A 23,214-nucleotide genomic window follows, 5' to 3' on the forward strand; every position below is an offset into this window, starting at 1 on the left:
GGCCAGGCTTACTTGCAGCGGTTCTCGGCTTCTTCCAGGGCGGCGGTGTAGCCCAGGAGCGAGAACGTGTCCTTGGTGACCGTGCCCCGCCCGGACCGCGCGGTGAGCACGGCATCGGCGCCCCGCTTCATCGCGGCGATGATCTTGGCGTCGTCGGACGCGCTTGCCGGCCAGGCCCACTCGCCCTCGGTGAACATCTCGAACTCGGTTCCGCCGATATTGACGTTCACGGTCGAGCCGCCCGCGAAGGGGTAGCCGCCGGTAAAGGTGATCTGACCGTCCACGCCGGCGCCGGGCCGGAAGAAGGTCATCAGCAGGATGTCGCCACGGCGGACGGCGACGACGCGCCCATCCTTGGTGTTCACCGTCTCGGTGGGTGAGCTGACGGCCCAGCACTCTTTCGGGTCGGCGTCCTCGAACACGCTCCACGCGGTTTTCGCGGCGACCTGGTTGGTGCTTTCGTCTTGTGCGGTTGCGCCCGACGCGACCATGGCCAACAGGGCCGCGGCGGCGCCGAATGCTTTGAATGATCCCATTTGTCCAGCCTCCAAGCTGTCCTTTTGCCTCAATCGTCCCTGGCGGCACTCACCCCCTGACGGGATTTTCTGCACGTGCAGCCATTTCCTTCTCGACATTGCAATACTAGCCTGAAACACGCGAGACATGAAAGGTGCAATTGGCGAATTTTCGCCGTAGGAATGACGCGCCGAGACGACCAGCCCGACGACCGGAGGCCCCAAGTGACGAATGCCGTTCCCCTGACCGAAATCTGGCGCGGAGACATCGTGGAAAGCCTGCATCTGGGCCATGCCGTGATCTGCAATGCGCAAGGCGAGGTGATCGAGGCATGGGGCGACCCGGACGCGGTGATCTATCCGCGCAGCTCGGCCAAGATGATCCAGGCGATGCCGCTGGTCGATAGCGGTGCGGCGGATGCGTTCGGCCTGACCCAGCAGCAGCTGGCCCTGGCCTGCGCCTCGCACCAGGGCGCGGCGGTGCATACCGATGCGGTGAACGACTGGATCCACGGGTTGGGCCTGAGCGACGGCGATTTTCGCTGCGGCCCGCAGATGCCGCAGGACCGCGCCGCGTTCAATCACCTGATCAAAACCGACGGATCGCCCTGCCAGGTGCACAACAATTGTTCCGGCAAACATGCCGGGTTCATGACCCTGTCGAAGCACCTGAACGGCGGGCCCGAATACGTGGACCCGGACCACCCGGTGCAGCGCGCCTGTTTCGAGGCTTTCGAGGAACTGACCGGAGAGCGCAGCCCGGGATTTGCGCCAGACGGGTGCAACGCGCCCAACTCGATCACCACAATGCGCGGGATGGGGCGCGCCATGGGCTGGTTCGCCAGTGCCACCGAAGGCGGTGGCGCGCGGCAGGATGCTGCGGTGCGGCTGCGCGAGGCGATGATCGCCAATCCCTTGCTGGTGGCGGGCGAGAAACGCGCCTGTACCGAGCTGATGAAAGCCTGCCACGATCCCGTGGCGCTGAAGACTGGCGCCGAAGGCTTCTTCGTGGCCATTGCGCCGACCAGGAAGCTGGGCATCGCGCTGAAAGTTGCGGATGGCAGCACGCGGGCCGCGAATTGCACCATCGCCGCCTTGCTGGTGCGCATCGGTGTGCTTGCGCCCGAGCATCCGGCGACGCTGAAGTTCATGAACGCGCCGATCCTGAATCGCCGCAAGGTGCGCACCGGAATCGTGAAGCCGGTGGACGGGCTGCTGGCCTGACTCTTCAAGGAGTCGCGGCGCCTTTGACGACATCCTGCCGATTGCGGTATCCGCCATGCGCTGGTTTTCGCGTTGCGGCGTTTCCCTGCCCAATACCGGCAGCACAATGCCGAGGAAAACCGGCGCTTTAGGCCTGATTTCGCACGACCGGCTTTCATCCGGCGACGGGCTCTTTCGGGATTGGAATGGCGCGATCATGTTCAGGGTCCGCGGGCAGAAACGCCCCGGACAACCTGAACCCAGAAAAGGGAAACCAAAGATGACCAAGACACTTTCTGCAGCGACGTTCGCGCTTGCCCTGACCGTTCCGGCCCTGGCCTTTGCCTTGGAAGCGGATACCGACGGCGACGGCATGGTCTCGATGGAAGAATTCCAGGCCGCGATGCCCGATGCGCCGGCCGGCACTTTCGAGCAACTGGACTCTGATGCCGATGGCATGCTGAGCGAAGCCGAAGTCGCGGCAGGACAAGAGGCGGGCATCCTTCCCGCCTAGGCCGTCACCCGGCCGGGGCGTGCGCCTTTCCCCCCATCCTGAGCGCACGCCCCATTCTTACGCCCGTGGTGTTTCATGAAACGCCCGGGCCGCGGCACGGGCCGGAAGGCGGGCACATTCCCCAGATGAGTGCATAGGTGTCCGTCCTCTTGATCCTCAGGCCCCGTCAGGGGTCGGTCCGTGCCGCTTTTTCCTTTTGAAATGAAGGTCTACGCGCCGAGATAGTCGCGCAGGACCGGCGGCGGATCGTCGAGCAGGTCGGCGGTCGGTCGCGGGGCATGCGCGGTGCCGTCGGCGACGAGGATGGCCTGTTCGGTGATGCGCCGGGCGTCCTCTGGCGCGTGGGAGATCATCAGGAAGGTCGCGCCGGTTTCGCGGGCGATCTCTGCGACGAGGTCGAGCATCTCCATCCGCAGCGCCGGGCCAAGCGCGGCGAAGGGTTCATCCAGCAGGAGCAACGGCTTGTCCTGCAGCATGACGCGGGCGAGGGCCGCGCGGCTGCGCTGGCCGCCCGACAGTTCGCCGGGTTTGCGGGCGTCCATGTCCGCCAGGCCGACGCGGTCCAGAGCCTGGGTCACGCGGCTCCTGTCGGCGGGCGGCAGGCGCAGGTTGGGTGAGAGGCCAAGGCCGACGTTCTGCGCCAGTGTCAGGTGCGGGAAAAGGTTGTCCTCCTGAAACAGCATGGCGACGGGGCGGGCTCCGGGGGCTTGATTGGTGATGTCGACGCCGTGCCAGGTCATGTGCCCCTCTGCCAAGGGCAGGAATCCCGCGATGCCTTCGAGCAGGGTGGACTTGCCGGCGCCCGAGGGGCCGATGACGGCGACGGTCGCGCGTTCCGGCACGGTCAGGTCGGCGGCCAGCGTGAAGCCGCCGTTGCGGATGGTGGTGGCGTCAAGTTTCAGCATGGCGGTGCCCCCCACGGTCGAGCAGCCAGAAGACCCCGAAGGACAGGATCAGCAGCAGGAAGGAGGCGGCGGCTGCGGCCTCCATCTGGTAGGAGCCCATGAGGCGGTAGATCTGCAAGGGCAGGGTGGCCACGTCGGGATCGGCAAAGAGCGTGATGACGCCGAGATCGCCCATCGAGAGGGCGGCGGCCAGTCCGGCGGCAAAGCCGATCTGCGGGCGCAGGCGGGGCAGCAGGACATGGCGCAGGAAGGGCAGCCCGGCCATGCCGAGCGAGAGGCCGAGGCGGCCTTGGCGCGCCACGATGTCGCGGGCGCGGGGCACGAGAATGCGCAAGGCGAAGGGCAGCACGGTGATGGCGTTGACCAGCGCGGTGACGGGCAGGGCGAAGGCCTGCGGATTGGCGTAGGGCCGGATCGCGATGAAGAGCCCGGTGCCGATCACCAGCGGCGACGCGGCGAGGCCCAGGAGGCCTGCGATTTCCACCATACGACCCCGTCCGGTTGCGATGGCGGTGGCCATGGGCAGCGCCATGCAGAGCAGCAGGGCCGTGCTGAGCATCGCGACGCCAAGCGAGGTGAGCGCGGCGGTCCAGACCTGGCCCGGCATGTCGGCAAAGCCGGGCAGGCCCGACAGCGCGATGGCCATGAGCGGCACGAGCAGGAAGACTGCCGCCACACATATGAACAGCGCGTCAACCCACCGTGCGGTGGTCGTTTTTCCGTCGAACCGGCGCAAACCGCGATCGAAGCCCGAGCCGAACCCTTCGCCGCGCGCCAGCCAGAGGGCGATGCCACCGGCGAAAACCGTCAGGCCAAGCTGCACGGCGGACAAGAGCGCGGCCCGCCCAAGATCGAAGTCAAACCTGAACGCTTGGTAAATGGCGAGTTCTATCGTGGTCGCCCGCGGCCCGCCGCCGAGGGTGAGGGCGACGGCAAAGCTGGTGAGGCAGATGGCGAAGATCACGGTGAAGGCGCCGGGGATCAGGCGCAGGAGCATCGGCAGTTCGATCACCCGGAACATCGACCAGCCGTCGATGCCCAGAAGCGCGGCAAGGCGGAAGCGTTCGGCGGGGATTTCCTGCCAGCCTTGCAGGACAAGGCGGGTGGCCAGGGGCAGGTTGAAGAACACATGCGCGAGGACGACGCCGTGCAGCCCGTAGATCTGCACCGGGGGCAGGCCGAGCGTGCCCAGGGCCGCACTGACCCAGCCGCCGCGGCCGAAGACCTCGATCAGGCCCAGCACGGCGACGATCACGGGCAGGATGAACGGGGCGCCCAGCAGCGCGATCAGCAGGCTGCGGCCCCGGAACCGGCGGCGGGCGAGGGCGCGCGCGACGGGGACGGCCAGCAGCACCGAGAAAAGCGCCGAGAGCGTCGCCTGCACCAGCGTGAAGCGCAGGGCGGCCCAGTCGGCGGCGGTGAAGCCGCGCCCGGTTTCGGCGCGCAGGGCCACGGCCAGGAGCGCGCCGAAGATGAGCACCGCCACGAGGGCGGCGGCGCTCCATCCCGGTCTGGCGCTTAGCGGCTGAGCGCGTTCAGCCATTCGTCGAGCGCGGCATCGCGGGCGGCGGCGGCCTCTTCGGCGCTGAGAAGCAGGGATTTTTCCGGTTGCACGAGTGTCTCGAACCCGTCGGGCAGGCCGTCGTCAAGTTGCACGGCGGGGTACATCCAGTTGGTCGTCGGAATGACCGACTGGAAGTCCTGGGTCAGCATGAACGCGAGGAACTGGTTGGCCAGCTCCGGCTGATCGGTGGAGGCCAGTTTGCCGGCCACCTCGACCTGCATGTAATGGCCTTCGTCGAAGGTGGCGGCGGTCTTGGTGTCGTCCTCTTCGGCGATCAGGTGATAGGCGGGCGAGGTGGTGTAGGACAGCACCATGTCGGCCTCGCCTTCGAGGAAGAGGCCGTAGGCTTCGGTCCAGCCCTTGGTGACGGTGACGATGTTGTCCGAGAGCCCCTCCCAGATCGCCGGGGCCTCGTCGCCATAGGCGGTCTTGACCCACATCAGCAGGCCGAGGCCGGGGGTCGAGGAACGGGGATCCTGGATGACGATAGAGGTGTCGCTGTCGGCCAGGGCCCTGAAATTGCTGGGTGCGTCCATGTCGGTGTCGTGCACGAATGCGAAATAGCCCCAGTCGTAGGGCAGGAAGACAGGGTCGTCCCAGGTGATGGGCAGGTCGAGGTCGGGGGTCATGCCATGCTGGGCGAAGAGGCCGGTGTCCTTGGCGGCGGCGGTCAGGTTGGTGTCGAGGCCCAGGACGATGTCGGCGTCGGTATTTTCTCCCTCGAGCCGGACGCGGGCCAGCAGGGCGGCGCCGTCCTCGACGCCGACGAGATTGAGGTCGCAGTTGCAGGTGGCCTCGAACGCCTTTTCGATCTGCGGGCCGGGGCCCCATTCGGCGACGAAGCTGTCATAGGTGTAAACGGTCAGTTCGGGCGTCTGGCCTGACTCCTGCGCCACGGCGGACGTGGCGGCAGTCAGGAATCCCGCAGTCAAAACAAGGTGTTTCATGGCATCCTCCGTTCCGGTGGAGGGTGCGGCGCGATGCGGCTGCATGACCTTCCCTCCGCCGGTTTCAGCCGGTTCAGGTTCAACGGGTTCGCGATCTGCATCTCAGTCGCCGGGCCGGGCCGGGCGACACCCCGAGGTTTCAACAGGAACCTAGGGGCAAGCCGGGGTCGGGACAAGGTGAATCGGCGAATCGGAAGGTTAAGGCGTTGGGAATCGCCGAAAACGGCATGTCGGTACCCGTGTCGGTATCCGGGTGGTATCGCGACGGTGCGATTTTCGCCGGGGCACCGGGTTGACGCACCGCGCGGCGTTGTGGCGGTCGAGAGCGGGCTGACGGCCCGAAACGGCCGGTGAGGTCCCGGGTCGAGCCCGGGACGCGTGGGTTACATTTCGACGATCGGGGCGACCTCGACGCTGCCCTTGCCGCCATCGAGGATCGGGCAGCCGCGGGCGATCTCGCAGGCCTCGGCGTCATCCGCGGCCTCGACGATGGAATAGCCCGAGAGGGGATTGGACCCGCCATTGTCGGCGATGCCGTCGATGCTGACGGTTTTGGACATGCCGACGGGGTTGCCGGGGTCGATGAGCTTGCCGCCGAGGCCGCCGAGCCAGCTTTCCCAGGCGGTCATCGCCTTGAGCCCCTCTTCTTCGGTCTCGGGCCGGCCGCCGCCGTGATAGGCGAGGATGTACTTGGGCATGTGTCGGTCTCCTTTCAGGGGTCAGTGGGGTTGGCTTTGCAGGTGGCGGGCGAGGCGGACCAGCGGGCCGCTTGTCCAGCCGGTTTCGTGGCGCGCGGCGCGGTCGTCGTCGGGCAGGTCGCGGTGGTCGATGGTCAGCCGGGCGCCGTCCCGCGTGGGCGTGACGGTGAAGGTGACGTGGCTTTCGGGGGCGCGCATGCCCTCGGGCAGGTGCCATGTCCAGGTGAAGCCGACGCTGTGCGGCGGGTCGACATGCGTGACGTTGCCCGACATGCGGTAGCGGTTGCCGTCGGAATCCAGCATCTCGGAGTGCCAGGGGCCTTCGCGGGTGAAATCGAGAGCCGTGTCGGGCAGGCTCATACCGTCATGGCCCCACCATTCCAGCACTTCGGCCCGTGCGGTGATGGCGCGGAACAGGCGTTCGGGCGTGACGGGGAAGTCGCGGGTGATGCGGACGTCGGCCATCCGTCAGTCCCGCTCTTCGAGGGCGAGGTGGGTGGCGAGGCGGTCCATCGACGCCTGCCAGAAGGCGCGGTGATCGAGCGTCCAGTCGGCGATGGAATTCAGCGCTTCGGGGCGGACGGAATAGAGCCGGCTGGTGCCCTGGATGCGCTGCTCGACGAGCCCCGCCTGCCGCAGCACCTTGAGGTGGCGGGACATGGCCGGGGCGCTGATATGGGCCTGTTCGACGAGACGACCGGCGGGCAGTTCGCCCTCGGCCATCAGGCGCTCGACCACGGCAAGACGGGTCGGGTCGGAGAGGGCCGCGAAGGTGTTGGTCAGGTGGGTCATGACGTATAATTAACAGATAGGTTAATTAACGTAAAGATGAAATGGCGCAACGATGCGTGGGCTTTCGCCCACCCTACAGGATCTGGAAATCGTTGCAGTCGTAACCTTGCAGGTAAAGCAGCGCGGTGAGGTCGCCGTGGTTGATGCGCAGATCGCATTGGGCGGCGACCGAGGGCTTGGCGTGAAGCGCGACGCCGCTGCCGGCGCGGGCGAGCATCCCGAGGTCGTTGGCACCGTCGCCCACCGCCAGCACGTCGATGTCCGAGATGTTGAGGCGGGTGGTGATGTCGGCAAGTGCCTGCACCTTGGCCTCGCGCCCGAGGATGGGGCGGGCGACGTCGCCGGTGAGCTTGCCATCCTCGACAAGCAGCGTGTTGGCGCAGTTCTCGTCGAAGCCGAGCAGCGTGGCGACATGCGAGGTGAAGGCGGTGAAGCCGCCCGAGACGAGGGCGGTATAGGCACCGTGGGCCTTCATCGTGGCGAGCAGGGTGGCGCCGCCGGGCATGAGGGTGATGCGGGTGTCTAGCACCTCGGCGATGACGTCTTCGGGGAGATCCCTGAGCAGGGCGACACGTTCCAGAAGGGCACCCTCGAAATCGAGTTCGCCGTTCATGGCGCGGGCGGTGATGTCCTTGACATGCGCGCCGACGCCGGCCTCTTCGGCCAGTTCGTCAATGCACTCCTGCTGGATCATGGTGCTGTCCATGTCGGCCAGCAGCATCCGCTTTCGGCGATTCTCGGACGGTTGGACCACAAGGTCGGTGCGCAGGGTTTGCAGGTTGTCCCAGACCTCCCACCGGTTGTCGGGCAGGGCGGCCATGTCGAACTCCGCCGCCTCGTCGGGCGAGAGCCAGCGGGCCTCGAACCCGCCCCAGGCATTGCGCAGGTTCTCGACCAGGGCGGGGTCGAGCGTGCCCGGAGGCGCGATGAGGGTGGTGGTGAACATGGGGTATCTCCGCGCTGCGCTGTGGATGCGGGCATAGCGCAGGTTGGGGTGGGGTTCTAGGTGTGGGGACGCAATCGCGGGTCACGCATGGCAGAAGGTGCGAACAAGGCCGTGGCACCTGCCGGGAGGGGCGCGTGGGTTTTCACCCACCCTACGACAGGGCGAGCAAGGTCTGCATGCCGTGTCACCGGATGACGGATGCCAGTGTTTCCAAAACCGCAACATTATGCTAAGGCTGAACGTACTACTTTTTGAATACACTTTTTTTGAAGTCATTTTTTTATTCAATGGATTTCGATCATGGAATTGTTTTCCCTGATTTCGCAAAGCCGTATTTCCGATTTCGTGGACCTGTTCGGGGTGCTCGGTGTCACGATCTACCTTGCGTCATATTTCGCCCTGCAAATCGGCCTGATCCGGGGTCAGGGGTTCACCTATCCGTTCCTGAACATTCTTGCCGCCGGATCGGTGCTTTATAGTCTTCAGACCAATTTCAACCTGTCGGCGGCCCTGATCCAGATCAGCTTTATCGCCATCAGCACGATCGGACTGCTGCGCAACTGGCTTTCGGATTACCTGTTGTTCCTGAAGGAGGACGAGAAGCTTCTGCTTGCCAGCAAGTTTCCCGACCTCAGGGGGTTCCGGGCGCGCCGGCTTCTTGAATCGGGGCATTGGAAGCATCTGCCGGCCGGCACCGTGCTGACACGCGAGGGGAAGATATCGGGGGAGTTGTTCTATATCGCGTCGGGCGCCGTGACGGTCTATTCCGAAGACACGTGTCTTTTCCGGTACGAGAGAGACGTGTTCATCGGCGAGATTTCATGTCTGTCGGGGCAGCCGTCGACGGCCACCACCATCGTGGCCGAAGCGGCATACGCGTTCTGTATCAGCAGTGCCAAGATCAGAAAGATCGCCCGGCGCGACAGCGAGATCAGGCGGCACCTCGACAATTGCTTTTCTCGTGAGATCCGGCAGAAGGTGCTTCAGAAGCACGTCAACTTTCGCAATATCGTGCGCCGCCAGCCGATGGAGACGGCAGGCGGTGTTGCTTTGCCCGAAGCGCATGACCGGTTGTGCGGGTGACGAAGTTTCCGATGATAGTCGCCCGGGGTCGCTTTCAGCACGTAAACCGCCGCGCAAAGGCTGTTTTCCCTCTTGCGGGACTCAGCCGGCGGGCGTAATCCCGTAGGTGGGACACCCCTCCCCAACGAGGGGCGCTTATCTGGAAGGATAGCAGAAATGGCTATTGAGACACCCGGCACGCGGCCGGACACTAGACCTGTCGCCGTTCCGGCGAACCCGCGTTTTTCCTCCGGCCCCTGTGCCAAACCCCCCGTATTCGACCTGAGCAAGCTTGCCGACGCGCCCCTGGGCCGGTCGCACCGCGCCGCCGTGGGCAAGGCCAAGCTGAAAGCCGCGATTGACGGCACGCGCGAGGTGCTGGGGATTCCCGATGACTACAAGGTCGGCATTGTTCCGGCGTCGGATACCGGCGCGGTCGAGATGGCGATGTGGAGCCTTCTGGGCGAACGCAAGGTCGAGATGCTGGCCTGGGAAAGCTTTGGCGCGGGCTGGGTCACGGATGCGGTGAAGCAGCTGAAACTCGATGCCGAGGTCAAGACCGCCGAGTATGGCGAGATCGTCGATCTGGGCAGCGTGGATACGGACAATGACGTCGTGTTTACGTGGAACGGCACGACCAGTGGCGTGCGGGTGCCCGATGGCGACTGGATCAAGGCTGATCGTGCGGGGCTGACGATCTGTGACGCGACCTCTGCGGCCTTTGCGCAGGACCTGCCTTGGGAGAAGCTGGATGTGGTGACGTTCAGCTGGCAGAAGGTGCTGGGCGGCGAGGCGGCGCATGGGATGCTGGTGCTGAGCCCCCGCGCGGTGGAGCGGCTGGAAAGCTATACGCCACCATGGCCGATGCCGAAGATTTTCCGCCTGACGAAGGGCGGCAAGCTGAACGAGGGCATCTTCGAGGGGGCGACGATCAACACGCCGTCGATGCTGGCGGTGGAGGATTACCTGCTGGCGCTGGACTGGGCGCGGTCCGTCGGCGGGCTGAGTGGCCTGATGGCGCGGGCGGATGCCAATACCAAGGCGGTGGCGGATTTCGTCGGCACCCATGAGTGGGTCGAGTTCCTGGCCAAGGACCCGGCGACGGCGTCGAACACGAGCGTGTGCCTGAAGTTCAACGACGATCGGATCAGCGACGGGGCGGCGTTCGCCAAGGCCGTGGCCAAGCGGCTGGAAGCCGAGGGCGTGGCCTTTGACGTGGGGGCCTATCGCGACGCGCCTCCGGGTCTGCGGATCTGGTGCGGCGGCACGGTGGAGACCGCCGATGTGACCGCGCTGATGCCGTGGATCGAATGGGCGTTCAACGCCGAGATCGCGGCGCTTTCCGAGACCGTGTGAGGTGGGGTGAAACCCCACCCTACGCGGGATGTGTAGGGTGGGTTTCAAACCCACCATTCCCAGAATTCAAAGATGAAGGACCAGACAGATGGCTCCCAAAGTACTCGTATCCGACAAGCTGAGCGAAACCGCCGTGCAGATCTTCCGCGACCGGGGGATCGAGGTGGATTTCAGGCCCGAGCTGGGCAAGGACAAGGAAAAACTGGCCGAGGTGATCGGCGGGTATGACGGCCTGGCGATCCGCTCGGCCACCAAGGTGACGCCGACGATCCTGGAGGCGGCCACGAAACTGAAGGTCATCGGTCGCGCCGGGATCGGTACCGACAATGTAGACAAGCCTGCGGCATCGAAGAAAGGCGTGATCGTGATGAACACGCCCTTCGGCAACATGGTGACCACCGCCGAGCACGCCATCGCCATGATGTTCGCAGTGGCGCGGCAGATCCCCGAGGCAAGCGCCAGCACCCATGCCGGCAAGTGGGAAAAGTCCAAGTTCATGGGGGTCGAGCTGACCAACAAGACGCTGGGCATCATCGGCATCGGCAATATCGGCGGCGTCGTGGCCGACCGGGCGCGGGGCCTGAAGATGAAGGTGATCGCCTATGACCCCACGCTGAGCGAGGAGAAGATCGCGCAGAAGGGGGCCGAGAAGGTGGACCTGGATACGCTGCTGGCGCGGTCGGATTTCATCACGCTGCACACGCCGCTCATTGATGCGACGCGCAACATCCTGAGCCGTGAGAACCTTGGCAAGACCAAGAAGGGCGTGCGGATCGTCAACTGTGCCCGGGGCGGGCTGGTGGACGAGGCGGCCCTGGCCGATCTGTTGCAATCGGGGCATGTGGCGGGCGCGGCGCTGGACGTCTTTGCCGAGGAACCGGCGACAGAAAATCCGTTGTTTGGTCTGCCCAACGTGGTGTGCACGCCGCATCTGGGTGCCGCGACCAGCGAGGCGCAGGAAAACGTGGCGTTGCAGGTGGCCGAGCAGATGTCGGATTACCTGCTGACGGGGGCGGTCACCAATGCGCTGAACATGCCGTCGGTGACCGCCGAGGAAGCCAAGGTGATGGGGCCGTGGATCAAGCTGGCAGATCATCTGGGCAATTTCATCGGCCAGATGACGGACGAGCCGATCAAGGCGATCAACCTGCTCTATGATGGTGTGGTCAGCCAGATGAACCTCGAGGCGCTGACCAGCGCTTCCGTGGCGGGGATCATGAAGGCGGTGAACCCGGAGGTGAACATGGTGTCAGCGCCGCTGATTGCCAAGGAACGGGGGATCAAGATCTCGACCACCAAGCAGGACAAGTCGGGCGCGTTCGAGGGCTATATCAAGCTGACCGTGGTGACGGCGGAGCGCGAGCGGTCCATTGGCGGGACGGTGTTCAGCGACGGCAAGCCGCGCTTCATCCAGATCAAGGGGATCAATATCGACGCCGAGATCGGGCAGCACATGCTGTACACGACGAACCGCGACGAGCCGGGTATCATCGGCGCGCTGGGCCAGACCATGGGCGGCAATGGCGTGAACATCGCGAATTTTACCCTTGGCCGGTCGAAGGCGGGGGAGGAGGCGATTGCGCTATTGTACGTCGATGCGCCGGTGCCGGAGGACGTGATCGCCAAGCTGCATAAGACGGGCCTCTTTCAGCAGATCCGGGCGCTGGAGTTCGATGTTGGGTGATGGGCCCGGACGCGTGGTTGCGGTGTCGGGCGATGCCGGGGTGAACCCCGGCCTACGGGCTGCGTAGGGCGGGGTTCACCCCGCCTTTGGCGCCCGACATGGCCACAGGCTGGAAACGCGCGAAAAACGACCATTTCCGGGTCGCTGCGGCGAAAGTCGTGGCGGCCCGTTTGCGTTAAGCGAGGTGCATTCGACCGAGGAGGTTCCGATGCACGATCCGTTCCAGCTTTTCCTGTCCGAGATGGCCGCCGTGTTCCGCGCCGAGGGCCGGGCCTGCGCCTCCGAGACTGCCGAGGCGCTGCTTTCGGCCACCGAGGTCGCGCCGCTGACGAACGACTCGCCCGGCGATACGGACGCGATTTGCGGTCTGCTGGCGGGGTCGACCCTGGCGGTGGCTCGCGCGGCCTGGGCGGCGCATGACATGCTGCCCTGGGGTCACAACCCGGTGTCGAGCCAGATGAAGCCCGAGGACGAGGCGCTGTTTTCGGTGGTGGACCTGATGGGACCGGAGGCGCCGCTTTATTGCCCGACCCTGCGGGCGGGCCTCTATTACCAGCGCCCCAACACGCGCTATGGCCTGCATTCCCATGCTGCGGTCGAGACCTACGTGATCATCGCGGGCCGGGCGCTGTGGACGGCGGGCGACGCGCAGCGCGAAATGGTGGCGGGGCATTCGGTGCATCATTCCACCTATCTGCCCCACGCCTGCCAGACCGGCGACGAGGGTGTGGTGGCGCTGTGGCGCTGGTCGGGGGATATCGGGATCGACAGCTACCGCGTGCATCACGGGGCTGAGGCATTCGGAGCCTTCGCCGCCTGAGACGGGTTTGCACTCGCGCCGTGGCGCATTAGGTCAGGGGTATGACCGAACCGCTTTACGTGATCCCGGATATCCATGGCTATCGTTCCGAGCTCGACCGCGTGCTGGCGCGGATCGACGCACGGGCGGGCCGCGACGCCAGGGTGGTGTTCCTTGGCGACTACACCGACCGCGGGCCGGACAGCCGTGGCGTGGTGCAGACGCTGATCGACGGAATCGCGGAGGGGCGGAACTGGACCGCGCTGCGGGGCAATCACGACCAGATGTTCCTGGATGCGCTGGAAGGCCGGATGGAACCCGTGCGCTTCCAGTGGTGGATGCAGGGCAACCTTGGCGGACGCGAAACGCTGGCCTCTTACGGGATCGAGAACGCCGAGTATGAGGGCGACTGGCGTGAGCAGGTGCCGGGGCTGCATCGCCAGTTCCTGAGCACCTTGCCCTATAGCTTCGAGACGGAAGAGCTGTTCCTGTGCCATGCGGGCGTGTCGCCCGGCACGCCGCTGGAGCGCCAGGTGCCCGAGGACCTGATGTGGATCCGCGAGCCGTTTCTGTATGACGATCGCGACCATGGCAAGCTGGTGGTGCATGGGCACACGCCGGTCGATGCGCCCGAGCATCACGGCAACCGCGTGGCGCTGGATTGCGGCACGGGCTGGGGGCGGCCCCTGCAACTGGCCGTATTCGAAGGCCGGGAGGCGTGTATCCTGGCCGACGACGGTCCGGTGCCGCTGGTGCCGTGACGGCACGTCGGGGTTGCGGGATATGCGCCTGCGGGCGATGATCGACCGTACTGACGCAGGGAGGCTCTCATGACGGATATCGTACTTCTGGATGGCGCGCGCACGGCCATCGGCACTTTTGGCGGATCGCTGGCGGGCACGCCGCCGGGGCAGCTGGGGGCCGTGGTGACGAAGGCGGCGTTGGAGCGGGCGGGCGTGGAGCCGGGGCAGGTGGGGCACGTGGTGTTCGGCCATGTCATCAACACCGAGCCACGCGACATGTACCTGAGCCGGGTCGCCGCGATGGAGGCGGGTATTCCCGAGACCACGCCGGCGATGAACGTGAACCGGCTGTGCGGATCGGGGGCGCAGGCGGTGGTGTCGGTGGTGCAGTCCCTGATGCTGGGCGATGCGGATTTCGGCGTCGCGGGCGGGGCCGAGAACATGAGCCGCTCGCCCTTTATCGTGCCGGACCAGCGCTGGGGCGCCAAGATGGGCGACGTGCGCACGCTGGACATGATGCTGGGGGCGCTGAACTGTCCCTTTGGCACCGGGCATATGGGGGTCACCGCCGAGAACGTGGCCGCCGAGCATGGGGTCAGCCGCGAGGATCAGGACGCCTTTGCGCTGGAAAGCCAGGCGCGGGCGGCGAAGGCGATCGAGGAAAGCCGCTTTGCCAGCCAGATCGTGCCCGTCGAGGTCCGGGTGAAGCGCGACATGGTGGCCTTCGAGACCGACGAGCACCCCAAGCCCACGACCGCCGAAGGGCTGGCCGGGCTGCGCGCGGCATTTCAGAAGGACGGCACGGTGACGGCCGGAAACGCGAGCGGCATCAATGACGGCGCGGCGGCGCTGGTCTTTGCCCGCGGGGAGGCGGCTGAGAGGGCCGGGTTGAAACCCAAGGCGCGGGTGTTGGGCTATGCCCATGCGGGCGTGCGCCCCGAGGTGATGGGAATCGGGCCGGTGCCGGCGGTGGAGAGTTTGCTGGAGAAGACCGGGCTGAGTGCGGCGGATTTCGACGTGATTGAATCGAACGAGGCTTTTGCGGCGCAGGCGATTGCGGTGAACCGGGGGCTGGGGTTGGATACGGACAAGGTGAACCCGAATGGCGGCGCGATTGCGCTGGGGCATCCGGTGGGCGCGACGGGGGCGATCCTGATGGTGAAGGCGCTTTATGAGCTGGAGCGGATCGGCGGGACAAAAGCGCTGATCACCATGTGCATCGGCGGCGGGCAGGGGATTGCCGTGGCCATTGAGCGTATGTGAGGGCCGGTCGCGGAATTTTGCAAAATTCCGCGGCGAAAAATTGCAATTTTTCGGAACGATTTCTTGCAAGAAATCGGGCAAGAATTTTTGAAAATTCTTGCTGCGAAACTGCGTAGAAATGGGGTCAGTCGATCCAGACGGTGACGCTGCTGGAGCGGCCCGTTGCGTCGATCACCGACAGTTTGGAATAGCCCCGGGCGAGGCCGGTCAGCTCGGCCTCGCGACGGCGGGTGCCGGTTTTCTGCGGCGTGCCGTTGGCGAGCCAGGTGAAGGGCGGCTTGCCGTCGCGGAGTTTGACCGTGAGGCGGCCGTTTTCAACAGGCAGGCGGGCGTTGGCCGGGGGGAAGATCAGCTTGGGCGCATCCTCGGACGGTTGGAACACCGCGTCGCGCCCGGCGAAGCGGCGCAGGGGTTGCGGCAGGCGGGCGGTGGGCAGGAGCAGCGCCTCGGGCGGGGGCGGCGGCAGGGCGTCGGCCTTGGGTTTGAGGCGTTGGAAGGCCTCGAAGAGGACGGGCGCGGCGAGGTCGCCGCCGAAGGCGCCGGGGACGGGCGTGCCGTCGGGGCGGCCGATCCAGACGGCGGCGACATGGCGGCCGTCGAAGCCCACGGCCCACGCGTCGCGGTGGCCGTAGGAGGTGCCGGTCTTGTAGGCGAGGCGACGCTTGGGTGCGCCGGGCGGTGGCGCGAGGCCCGCGAGGATGTCGGCGACGTGCCAGGCGGCGGCGCGGTTCAGGACATTCGTAGGCGTATGTTTGGGGGCGTCCTGACGCCAGTGCAGTGGCCGCGTCTGGCCGCCATTTGCCAGCATGGCGTAGGCGGTGGTCAGGCCTTCGAGTGTCACGCCGAGCCCGCCTAGGCCGACGGCGAGGCCGGGCTGGTCGCCGGGCAGTTCCGTGGGCACGCCGGCGCGGCGCAGGGTATCGAGCAGGTGGGCGGGGCCGATCTCGTCCAGTAGCAGAACCACGGGGATGTTGAGCGACTGGCGTAGGGCGTCGGCCACCGTCAGCTCGCCCCGGAAGGCGCCGTCGAAATTCTGCGGCGCGTAGGTGCCGAAGGCGACGGGGCGATCATGGATGAGCGTCTGGGGATGGGCGAGGCCGCGGTCGAAACCCATGGCGTAGATGAAGGGCTTCAGCGTCGAGCCGGGGGAGCGCATGGCCTGTGTCATGTCGACGAAGCCGGAGCGGGCGTCGCCGATGCCATAGGTGGCGGAGCCGACGGAGGCGAGGATGTCGCCGGTCTTGTGGTCGGCGATCATCATGGCGATGGAAACGTCCGGGGGCAGATCGCGCAGGCTGTGGGTGGCGAGGCGTTCCAGCGCGGCTTGCAGGGGGGCGTCGAGCGTGAGGTCATGGCGCAGGCGGGCGGGGTCGTCGGATATCGCGCGGTCGGCCATGTGCGGCGCGAGGGACGGGAAGGCGCGGCGGGTTTGGGGCACCGGCTCGGTCAAGGCGGCCTGGACCGCGCCGGGCGTCAGCAGGCCGTCGCGCTGGGCGCGGGCGAGCACGCGGGCGCGGGCCTCCGCCGCCTGGAAATGGTGGCGGTCGGGGCGTCGGGATTCGGGGGATTGCGGCAGGGCGACGAGCAGCGCGGACTCGGCGGGGGTCAGGCGGCGCGGGTCCTTGCCGAACCACGCGTAGCTGGCGGCGCGGACGCCTTCGATATTGCCGCCGAAGGGCGCGCGTTCGAGGTAGAGTTGAAGGATCTGCTGCTTGGTCAGGCGGCGTTCGAGGGCGAGCGCGACGCGGGCCTGTCGCAGCTTTCCGGAAAGCCGCCCGGTGCCGCTGTCCTCGAGCAGGCGGGCGACCTGCATGGTGAGGGTGGAGGCACCCGAGACGACCTCGCCGTTCCAGATGGCCTGCCCGGTCGCGCGGAGTATTGCGCGGGGGTCGACGCCGGAATGGGTGTAGAAGCGCTTGTCCTCGTAGGCGATGAGCATGTCGAGATAGCCCGCATCCACCGCGTCGGGCGTGGCGCCGAGACGCCAGCGGCCATCCTCGACGGTGTAGACCCGCAGGAGCGTGCCGGTGCGGTCGCGGACCTCTGTGGAGAGGGGCGTCAGAAAGGGCGGCAGGTCGGTGGCGGCGATCCACTGGTCGAGCTTGTCGCGCCCAAGGCCCGCGGCGAAGAGCGTGAGCGCCAGCAGGAGGAGAAGGCGGTCACAGCGGAACATGCTGGTCTTCCGCGTGCCAGAGGCCGGGATAGTCGGTGACGAAGCCCGCGTCGTTGACCTCTAGCGTGGTGGTGTAGTCGGTCTGTTCGGCGCGGTAGTCGATAAATCCATACGCGGACGTACGGTTATAGGTCTGGTCCAGTGGCGCGAGGATGGCGGCGGGATAGTGCAGCCACGCGGCGCGGGTGGTCAGGGCATCCTCCGGCTGTTTGAAGAGGCGGCGCAGGGGCATGAGATTGGTGGCGGGGGTGAAGCTGAGATCGATGTCGGTGGCGTCCTCAAGCCCGGGTTGCGGTGTCTCGTTCAGCAGCCATTCGCCGTTGCGGTGGTCGATATGCAGGCGGACCTCCCTCTCGCCATGGGTGCCGGCGATATCGGCGTCGAGGGTCTGCCAGTCTTCGGTACAGCGGACGACGTAGTCGAGCGCGGCGAAGCCATCGTCATCGTGAAAGCGCGCGTGGCCGACCAGCAGCCAGCCGTGATCGGCGCGGGCGAGGCGGCAGGTGTCATGCCCCTCGCAATAGAGCGCGCGCCATCTGATCGTGGCGACAGTGCTGCCCGTCATTCGGCGGTGACCGTCATGCGTCCGGTGGCCGAGCGGGCGCGGTATTGCGGGCGGTACATGTCCTCGACCGACGCCGCCGGGTGGTGATAGCTGCCCGGTGAAATCGCGCGGACGATGTAGGCAAGGCGGAACGCGTTGTCCGAGCGCCAGTCGACGGCGGCAATGAAGCGGTCGGCGCGGAACTCGGAATGCTCGGTAGTGGCCGGGTCGAGCCAGTCGAGTGCGTTCACCTGCCCCGAGCGCAGAAGGTTCGGGTTGTCGATTTCCAGCCCTGCGGGCAGCGGGTCGTCGATGATGAGCCGCGCCTCGCCTTTCTCGAACGGGCGGACTGTCAGCACGGTGACGAGGCGGGTGCCGGTGGGCACTGTCGACAGGTCCACCGGTGTGCCGTCCATGTCGAAATAGCTGCGTTCGATGGCGTAGCCGTAGCCGCCGGCCTCGGGCGGGGTCACCGGCACGCCGAGGGTCGTGAGGCTGATGTCGGTGGCGTTCGCGCCGGTGTTGGTGAGGGTCTGGGGGGTTAAGGTCGTGGCGGAGATGTTGCGCACTAAGGGGCCCGAAACGGGCGCGCCGTCGAGCGAGAGGCCTGAGACGGATGGATCGCTGAGAAGCGCGCGGGCGGCCAGCAGGGACCACGCCTGTTCCTGTGTCGACATGTGCGGGCCTTCGGCGGTGATCGCGTTGGCCAGCGCGTCGGCGTTGACGGCATTGCTGCCCGCCTCGGTCGCGAGGGTCAGCACGCCGGCGCGGTCGCGCAGGCGGGTGCCATAGTCGGCGCGCCAGACCTGGCCTTCGTCGCCGGAGGTCTGGTTGATGGTCTGTTGAGCCGCGGCGAACATGCGGTCGGCGCGGGTCTGGTCGCCGTAGAAGGCGAGGGCGGCGCCAAGCTGGGCCTGTGCCAGGGGCGTGGCGAAGGCCTGGGCCTTGACGTCCGCGTAGTAGCGCAGGTCGCCCATGCGGGCGGCGCCCTCGCGGGCGAGGACCATGAGGGCATAGGCGATGTCTTCGCCACCGGAGTCGAAGTCCGGCGCGTAGTTGATGCGGTTGCGCAGGTTGTCCATCGCCATGGTGTAGGCGGTGTCGGGGACGTCGAAGCCCTCGGATTTGGCACGCGACAGGAAGTCGGCGACATAGGCGTCGAGCCAGAAATCGCCGGAACTTGCCCGCCAGAGGCCGAAGCTGCCGCCGGAGGATTGCCGGGTCAGGATGCGGGCGATGGATTGGTCGATGCGGTCCTGCGCCTCGGCCTCGGAGGCGAGGCCCATCGCGGCAGCGACCTGGTTGAAATAGAGCAGCGGCATGGCGCGGCTGACCACCTGTTCGGTGCAGCCATAAGGGTAACGGTCGAGCGCGGCCAGAAGGCGGGGGGCGTCGAGTTTCGCCAGCGGTCCTGCGGCGAGGATGGCGCTGGCCGTGTCGGGTCGCAGGTCGGCGAAGACGTCCGCGCCCAGCGTGAAGCTGTCGCCCGCGCCGAGAGAGAAGCGGCGGGTGGTGGCGATGACCGGATCGTTGGAGCGGATGCCGAGCGGCATCTCCTTGGTCAGTTGCTTGCCGTCGGGCGTGGTGAGGGCGATGCGCACGGAGGCGTCGCCCACGTCGCTCGCGGTGATGGGCAGGGAGAGCGTGGTTTTTTCCTGTTCGCCCAGTTCGAGGCCGGAGGGGATGGTGCCGCCAAGCGTGAGGCCGGTGCTGGAGACGTCGAGGCCCATGCGGCCCGTCGGGCCTTCGGTGTGCTGGATTTCCAGCAGCAGGCGGCTTTCGTCGCCGGGGGCGAGGAAGCGCGGCAGGGAGGCGGTGACGACCACGGGGTCGCGCACGATGGTCTCGTCCTCGGCCTGACCCACGGCGGTGGGGGACCACGCAACGGCCATGAAGCGGACGGTGCCGTTGAAGTCGGGCATGTCGAAGCTGGCCTGCGCGGTGCCATCGGGGCCTATTTCGAGCGGGCCGGTGAAATAGGCGACGAGGTCCTCGGTGGGGGGCGGCTGGGTGCCGGACAGGGGATTGCCCGCGTCGCCGCCGGAGCGGACCTGGCCCTGCGCGCCGTTCATGCCGTCGATGAGGCGGCCATAGAGGTCGCGGATCTCGACGCCGAGGCGGCGCTGGCCGAAGTAGTGCCCGGACGGGTCGGGCGACTGGAAGCCGGTGATGTTGAGCACGCCTACGTCCACGGCGGCGAGGGTGACATAGCCGGTCTGGCCCTCGGCCAGCCCATCGACGTTTACGGTGACATCCAGCGGCCCGCGCGGGGCGGCGGTGTCGGGGGCGTCGATGGAGACCGAGAGTTGCTTGTCGCCCGGCGCGATCTTGGCGTAGCTGAGGCCGAGGGAGCGGGCCGGGTTCTGGCCGGCGCTAACGTTCATTGGGCGGATCACTTGCGCGGTCACGTAAGCGCCCGCGCCCCAGTCCTCGGTGACGGAAAGGGGGATGGTGTTTTCGCCCTCTGAAACCTCGACCGCCTGACGTTCGATGACGTGGTTGGACATGACGGTGATCAGCGCCGTGCCGGCATAGCGGGGCACGACGCGCAGTTGGGCGGTGTCGCCGGGGGTGTATTCCGGTTGGTCAAGTGACAGCTCCAGCGTGTCGGGCGTGTCGCTGGCGTCGGCGGGGGCGTACCAGCCGGCGTAGAAATCGGTGGAGGACGAGACGTAGTCGCCGCCGGTGCGTTCGACGACCAGTTCATAATGGCCCCATTCGACGGGGGCGGAGACGGTCAGAGCGTCTTGCCCCAGCGTGGCGTCGCCGGTGGCGACCTGTTCGCGTGTCGTGATCGGCTCCCAGTTCCACGAGCCGTAATCCTGGTACCACTGGTAGCGCGTGGTGACGCGGTTGACGGTCCATTTGACGTCCATCGGGGTGGGCGTGAGGTCGGGGGAGATGCCGATGACCTGGAAGCGGGCTTCGGAGTTTTCGGGTACGACGCCGTCGGCCATGGGCCTGATACCGATCATGGGGCCGGCGGGGGCAAGCATTCGGGTGAGGCTGCGTTCGACCGGGCGACCGGAGCCTTCTTGCAGGGTGACGGTGATGTCGGCCTCGAACGGGCGGTCGGTGACGTCAAGCTCGGGCATTTCGGCGGCCATCTGAAGCTGGCCATCCGCGCCGGTCTTGCCGCCGGGCAGGTAGGTGATGCGGCCGCCGACCAGTTCATCGTGACGGCCGAAGCGGTAGCCGGGGAAGGCGTCGAGCGTGGTGCGGGCCATGAGGCGCACGTTGCCGTCCGCGACCAGCCCGGCACCCGGCGCGCCGAAGAGATAGCGCGCGTCGATGGTGAGCGGGGGCGTGTCGCCGGGGCGGATGGGGCCGTCGGGCAGCGACAGGTCGAAGTCGATGCGCTCGGGCAGGAAATCCTCGATCAGGAGCGTGCGGCTGACCAGCGGGTCGGCCTCGGGATCGGACAGGATGTCGAGCGTCCAGCTGCCGGTGGGGACACTTGCGCCCACGGGCAGGGTGAAGATATGGCCGCCCGCGGCGTCGTCGCCGGACAACTGGCGGGAATATTCCACCCCGTCGGGGCGGCGCAGGATGGCCGTGAGGGGCAGGCCGGGGATCGCCTCGGCCACATTGTCACGCGCCAGCGCGGTGGCGTGGATCACCTCGCCCGGGCGATAGGCGCCGCGGTCGGTGGCGAGAAAGACGTCGATGGGCGGCGCGGGCGGGCGGCCCTCGACGCCGCGATCCGAGAGGTCGAAGGCGGGGTCGGTGAGCGACAGGAAGGCCATGTCGTCGGGGCCGGCCTTGGCGAGGATCATCGCGGGGGCGGAGCCGGAGGTGCCGCGCGTCAGGCCGGGTGCAAAGAGGGCGTGGCCCTGATCGTCGGTGGTGGCGGTGCCCAGCACGCGGTTGGAGCGCGAGAGCAGCGAGAGCTCGACGCCGGATTCCGCCTGGGCATCGTCCAGACCGCGCACGAAGACGTGCAGGCCGTCAGTGCCCTTGAACGTGGTCAGGCCCAGGTCGGTCAGCACGAACCATTGCGTGGCGCCGGGATTGTCGAAAGGATCGGCGCCGGGAATGGTGGCGGTCAGGGCGTAGATGCCGGGGGCCTCGTCCGCCAGAACCTCGCCCAGCGGCAGGCGGGTGGTCATGGTCTGGTTGAGGGTGTTCTGCACCTCGCCGGTGCCGGTCCAGACCTCCTCGGCGATGTCATTGCCGAACTCGCGTTCCTGGTACTGGCTGAGGGGGCGGCCGAAGTAATCCTCCTGCATGGTGCGCAGAAGGTTGCGGTCGGAGACGCGGCGCAGCAGAAGCTCGACCTCGGTGAGGTTGACGGTCTCGATCGGCAGGGCGGTGTCGGCGGCCTTGGGCAGGATATAGGACCGGCCCGGGAAGGCGACGCGCGGAGAGCGGTCACGGACGTAAAGCGTGATTTCGGTGTCGCGCTGGAGGGTTTCGCCGCTGGCGGCGGGCAGCCCCTCGCGGAAGGTGACGCGGTACCGCTCGCCATGCTGGACGCCGGAAATGCAGATCTGGTTGCCCGAGGGCTGGACCACGAGGCCCGGATCGGGCACGCGCACGAAGGGCGTGTAATCGGTGCCGGCCTCGACCAGCGGCTCGGAAAACTCGGCGCAGAGGCGGGGCTGGGCGCTGTCGCTGTCGGCGCGGTGGTCGGTGATGCGAAAGCCGTACTTGGCGATGGCGGCATCGAGCGCGGTCATGACGTCATCGCGCGGCTGGATGGATTCCGCAAGGCGCAGGGTGGGCACGGTGGCCTGGCCGCGGCCCATCGTTTCGAGCGCCTGGGACATGAGCAAAAGCGCGTTGATGCGCGCGGGATCGCCGGGCGCACGCAGGTAGGCGTTGATCGCGGCCTGGAAGGCGCGGTTGGCATAGTTGCGTTTTTCGGAGTCGTTCTGCGTCGGGATGAGCAGCGACAGGCGGGCATACTCGGCCCATTGATCGGCGGCGTCCGAGCGGGCCACGGCGGCCCCCATCCAGCGCATGGCGTTGAGGTAGTCCTGCTGCGCGATGCGGTCCTGCGCGGCGTTGACCATGGCGGGCACGTCCCATTGCCCGCCGGGGTGGCGCGCGCCGATGCCGGTGGCCTGGTCGCGGGCCTGGTTCAGGTCGCCGGGGTTGAGGAAGTCCAGATCGGCGGTGCGGGCGGGGGCATCTGACAGGACGCGGGTGTCGGTGTCGAAAACCTCGGCGGAAATCGCGCCCTCGTAGGGCTTGGTCTCGGTCAGGGCGCTTTTGGGGAAACAGGAATTGGAGCGGGTGTTGAAGGTGTAGGCGCGGCAGGCATTGTTGGAAAAACAGAGGTTGCGGCACGCCTCGAGCGTGGTGTCGAAGAGCGGGTCCAGATCGGAGCCGTAGAAGTCGACATCCTTGGTGACCACCTCGCGCCTGTCGGGCACGGCATCCTGGGCCAGCGCGGCGGACGCGACGAGGCTGGCGGAAAGGCTGAGGACGATGGCGGCAAGAAAGCGTTGGAGCATAATACCCTCCTTCAACGAATGGCGGCATCGTGCCACGCCCCCCGGGG

The 23,214-nt window shown here is 67.0% G+C and carries 19 protein-coding genes and 1 riboswitch; of the genes, 8 read left to right on the forward strand and 11 right to left on the reverse strand.

Annotated features, from left to right (window positions below):
* Positions 1-8: 8 nt before the first annotated feature.
* Positions 9-536, reverse strand: a complete 528-nt coding sequence (locus FIU85_RS12300) for an invasion associated locus B family protein (protein ID WP_254702893.1) — start codon at positions 534-536, stop codon at positions 9-11.
* Between the two features lie 162 nt (positions 537-698).
* Between FIU85_RS12300 and FIU85_RS12305 the strand changes: the two genes are divergently transcribed.
* Both FIU85_RS12305 and FIU85_RS22355 read left to right on the forward strand, forming a co-directional pair.
* Positions 699-1,739, forward strand: coding sequence for an asparaginase (locus FIU85_RS12305; RefSeq protein WP_152497087.1), 1,041 nt, complete (start codon positions 699-701; stop codon positions 1,737-1,739).
* Between the two features lie 55 nt (positions 1,740-1,794).
* Positions 1,795-2,232 carry a hypothetical protein gene (locus FIU85_RS22355; RefSeq protein WP_254701739.1) on the forward strand — a complete coding sequence of 146 codons (438 nt, stop codon included), beginning with the start codon at positions 1,795-1,797 and terminating at the stop codon, positions 2,230-2,232.
* Positions 2,233-2,441: 209 nt separating this feature from the next.
* Here FIU85_RS22355 and FIU85_RS12315 read toward each other — a convergent pair whose 3' ends face one another.
* From FIU85_RS12315 to serB, 7 genes are all read right to left on the reverse strand, one after another.
* Positions 2,442-3,137 carry an ATP-binding cassette domain-containing protein gene (locus tag FIU85_RS12315; RefSeq protein WP_152497088.1) on the reverse strand — a complete coding sequence of 232 codons (696 nt, stop codon included), beginning with the start codon at positions 3,135-3,137 and terminating at the stop codon, positions 2,442-2,444.
* Positions 3,124-4,680 carry a thiamine/thiamine pyrophosphate ABC transporter permease ThiP gene (locus FIU85_RS12320; RefSeq protein WP_152497089.1) on the reverse strand — a complete coding sequence of 519 codons (1,557 nt, stop codon included), beginning with the start codon at positions 4,678-4,680 and terminating at the stop codon, positions 3,124-3,126. Before FIU85_RS12320 ends, FIU85_RS12315 begins: the two co-directional genes overlap by 14 nt.
* Positions 4,656-5,648, reverse strand: coding sequence for a thiamine ABC transporter substrate binding subunit (gene thiB / locus FIU85_RS12325; RefSeq protein WP_152497090.1), 993 nt, complete (start codon positions 5,646-5,648; stop codon positions 4,656-4,658). Before thiB ends, FIU85_RS12320 begins: the two co-directional genes overlap by 25 nt.
* Before the next feature lie 33 nt (positions 5,649-5,681).
* Positions 5,682-5,792, reverse strand: a riboswitch (TPP riboswitch).
* 239 nt (positions 5,793-6,031) lie between these two features.
* Positions 6,032-6,346, reverse strand: a complete 315-nt coding sequence (locus FIU85_RS12330) for a YciI family protein (protein WP_152497091.1) — start codon at positions 6,344-6,346, stop codon at positions 6,032-6,034.
* 21 nt (positions 6,347-6,367) lie between these two features.
* Positions 6,368-6,811 (reverse strand): SRPBCC domain-containing protein, encoded by a 444-nt coding sequence (locus FIU85_RS12335; protein ID WP_152497092.1) that lies wholly within the window; start codon positions 6,809-6,811, stop codon positions 6,368-6,370.
* Positions 6,812-6,814: 3 nt separating this feature from the next.
* Positions 6,815-7,138, reverse strand: a complete 324-nt coding sequence (locus FIU85_RS12340) for a helix-turn-helix transcriptional regulator (RefSeq protein ID WP_152497093.1) — start codon at positions 7,136-7,138, stop codon at positions 6,815-6,817.
* Positions 7,139-7,211: 73 nt separating this feature from the next.
* Complete coding sequence (serB, locus tag FIU85_RS12345) at positions 7,212-8,084, reverse strand: phosphoserine phosphatase SerB (RefSeq protein ID WP_152497094.1); 873 nt, start codon at positions 8,082-8,084, stop codon at positions 7,212-7,214.
* A gap of 300 nt (positions 8,085-8,384) precedes the next feature.
* On the opposite strand from serB, the gene FIU85_RS12350 reads away from it, so the two are divergent.
* The 6 genes from FIU85_RS12350 (at position 8,385) to FIU85_RS12375 (ending at position 14,991) form a co-directional block, all read left to right on the forward strand.
* The gene (locus tag FIU85_RS12350; protein WP_152494121.1) at positions 8,385-9,167 is read left to right on the forward strand and encodes a Crp/Fnr family transcriptional regulator; all 783 of its coding nucleotides are present in this window, start codon (positions 8,385-8,387) and stop codon (positions 9,165-9,167) included.
* 156 nt (positions 9,168-9,323) lie between these two features.
* Positions 9,324-10,502 carry a phosphoserine transaminase gene (locus FIU85_RS12355; protein ID WP_152497095.1) on the forward strand — a complete coding sequence of 393 codons (1,179 nt, stop codon included), beginning with the start codon at positions 9,324-9,326 and terminating at the stop codon, positions 10,500-10,502.
* A gap of 88 nt (positions 10,503-10,590) precedes the next feature.
* On the forward strand, positions 10,591-12,186 hold the full coding sequence (serA, locus tag FIU85_RS12360) for a phosphoglycerate dehydrogenase (protein ID WP_152497096.1): 1,596 nt from the start codon (positions 10,591-10,593) through the stop codon (positions 12,184-12,186).
* 208 nt (positions 12,187-12,394) lie between these two features.
* Positions 12,395-13,006 carry a dimethylsulfonioproprionate lyase family protein gene (locus tag FIU85_RS12365; RefSeq protein ID WP_152497097.1) on the forward strand — a complete coding sequence of 204 codons (612 nt, stop codon included), beginning with the start codon at positions 12,395-12,397 and terminating at the stop codon, positions 13,004-13,006.
* A gap of 41 nt (positions 13,007-13,047) precedes the next feature.
* The gene (locus FIU85_RS12370) at positions 13,048-13,746 is read left to right on the forward strand and encodes a metallophosphoesterase family protein (protein ID WP_152497098.1); all 699 of its coding nucleotides are present in this window, start codon (positions 13,048-13,050) and stop codon (positions 13,744-13,746) included.
* A gap of 69 nt (positions 13,747-13,815) precedes the next feature.
* Positions 13,816-14,991: an acetyl-CoA C-acyltransferase family protein gene (locus tag FIU85_RS12375; RefSeq protein WP_152497099.1), complete on the forward strand. Its 1,176-nt coding sequence runs from the start codon at positions 13,816-13,818 to the stop codon at positions 14,989-14,991.
* Positions 14,992-15,115: 124 nt separating this feature from the next.
* Here the strand turns inward: FIU85_RS12375 and pbpC are convergent, their stop codons facing one another.
* The 3 genes from pbpC to FIU85_RS12390 are packed head-to-tail and all read right to left on the reverse strand — an operon-like array spanning position 15,116 to position 23,167.
* Positions 15,116-17,164 carry a penicillin-binding protein 1C gene (pbpC, locus tag FIU85_RS12380; protein WP_152497100.1) on the reverse strand — a complete coding sequence of 683 codons (2,049 nt, stop codon included), beginning with the start codon at positions 17,162-17,164 and terminating at the stop codon, positions 15,116-15,118.
* Positions 17,151-17,729 carry a putative glycolipid-binding domain-containing protein gene (locus tag FIU85_RS12385; RefSeq protein WP_152497101.1) on the reverse strand — a complete coding sequence of 193 codons (579 nt, stop codon included), beginning with the start codon at positions 17,727-17,729 and terminating at the stop codon, positions 17,151-17,153. The genes pbpC and FIU85_RS12385 overlap by 14 nt, the downstream gene beginning before the upstream one ends.
* The gene (locus tag FIU85_RS12390; protein WP_152497102.1) at positions 17,726-23,167 is read right to left on the reverse strand and encodes an alpha-2-macroglobulin family protein; all 5,442 of its coding nucleotides are present in this window, start codon (positions 23,165-23,167) and stop codon (positions 17,726-17,728) included. The genes FIU85_RS12385 and FIU85_RS12390 overlap by 4 nt, the downstream gene beginning before the upstream one ends.
* Positions 23,168-23,214 lie beyond the last annotated feature (47 nt).

Source organism: Roseovarius sp. THAF8 (genome assembly GCF_009363735.1).
GTDB lineage: Bacteria > Pseudomonadota > Alphaproteobacteria > Rhodobacterales > Rhodobacteraceae > Roseovarius.

What these genes read in the sequence shown, in the direction of transcription:
- FIU85_RS12300 (WP_254702893.1), bottom strand. Translation starts at nt 536, where the DNA reads ATGGGATCATTCAAAGCATTCGGCGCCGCCGCGGCCCTGTTGGCCATG.
- FIU85_RS12305 (WP_152497087.1), top strand. Translation starts at nt 699, where the DNA reads ATGACGCGCCGAGACGACCAGCCCGACGACCGGAGGCCCCAAGTGACG.
- FIU85_RS22355 (WP_254701739.1), top strand. Translation starts at nt 1,795, where the DNA reads ATGCGCTGGTTTTCGCGTTGCGGCGTTTCCCTGCCCAATACCGGCAGC.
- FIU85_RS12315 (WP_152497088.1), bottom strand. Translation starts at nt 3,137, where the DNA reads ATGCTGAAACTTGACGCCACCACCATCCGCAACGGCGGCTTCACGCTG.
- FIU85_RS12320 (WP_152497089.1), bottom strand. Translation starts at nt 4,680, where the DNA reads ATGGCTGAACGCGCTCAGCCGCTAAGCGCCAGACCGGGATGGAGCGCC.
- thiB (WP_152497090.1), bottom strand. Translation starts at nt 5,648, where the DNA reads ATGAAACACCTTGTTTTGACTGCGGGATTCCTGACTGCCGCCACGTCC.
- FIU85_RS12330 (WP_152497091.1), bottom strand. Translation starts at nt 6,346, where the DNA reads ATGCCCAAGTACATCCTCGCCTATCACGGCGGCGGCCGGCCCGAGACC.
- FIU85_RS12335 (WP_152497092.1), bottom strand. Translation starts at nt 6,811, where the DNA reads ATGGCCGACGTCCGCATCACCCGCGACTTCCCCGTCACGCCCGAACGC.
- FIU85_RS12340 (WP_152497093.1), bottom strand. Translation starts at nt 7,138, where the DNA reads ATGACCCACCTGACCAACACCTTCGCGGCCCTCTCCGACCCGACCCGT.
- serB (WP_152497094.1), bottom strand. Translation starts at nt 8,084, where the DNA reads ATGTTCACCACCACCCTCATCGCGCCTCCGGGCACGCTCGACCCCGCC.
- FIU85_RS12350 (WP_152494121.1), top strand. Translation starts at nt 8,385, where the DNA reads ATGGAATTGTTTTCCCTGATTTCGCAAAGCCGTATTTCCGATTTCGTG.
- FIU85_RS12355 (WP_152497095.1), top strand. Translation starts at nt 9,324, where the DNA reads ATGGCTATTGAGACACCCGGCACGCGGCCGGACACTAGACCTGTCGCC.
- serA (WP_152497096.1), top strand. Translation starts at nt 10,591, where the DNA reads ATGGCTCCCAAAGTACTCGTATCCGACAAGCTGAGCGAAACCGCCGTG.
- FIU85_RS12365 (WP_152497097.1), top strand. Translation starts at nt 12,395, where the DNA reads ATGCACGATCCGTTCCAGCTTTTCCTGTCCGAGATGGCCGCCGTGTTC.
- FIU85_RS12370 (WP_152497098.1), top strand. Translation starts at nt 13,048, where the DNA reads ATGACCGAACCGCTTTACGTGATCCCGGATATCCATGGCTATCGTTCC.
- FIU85_RS12375 (WP_152497099.1), top strand. Translation starts at nt 13,816, where the DNA reads ATGACGGATATCGTACTTCTGGATGGCGCGCGCACGGCCATCGGCACT.
- pbpC (WP_152497100.1), bottom strand. Translation starts at nt 17,164, where the DNA reads ATGTTCCGCTGTGACCGCCTTCTCCTCCTGCTGGCGCTCACGCTCTTC.
- FIU85_RS12385 (WP_152497101.1), bottom strand. Translation starts at nt 17,729, where the DNA reads ATGACGGGCAGCACTGTCGCCACGATCAGATGGCGCGCGCTCTATTGC.
- FIU85_RS12390 (WP_152497102.1), bottom strand. Translation starts at nt 23,167, where the DNA reads ATGCTCCAACGCTTTCTTGCCGCCATCGTCCTCAGCCTTTCCGCCAGC.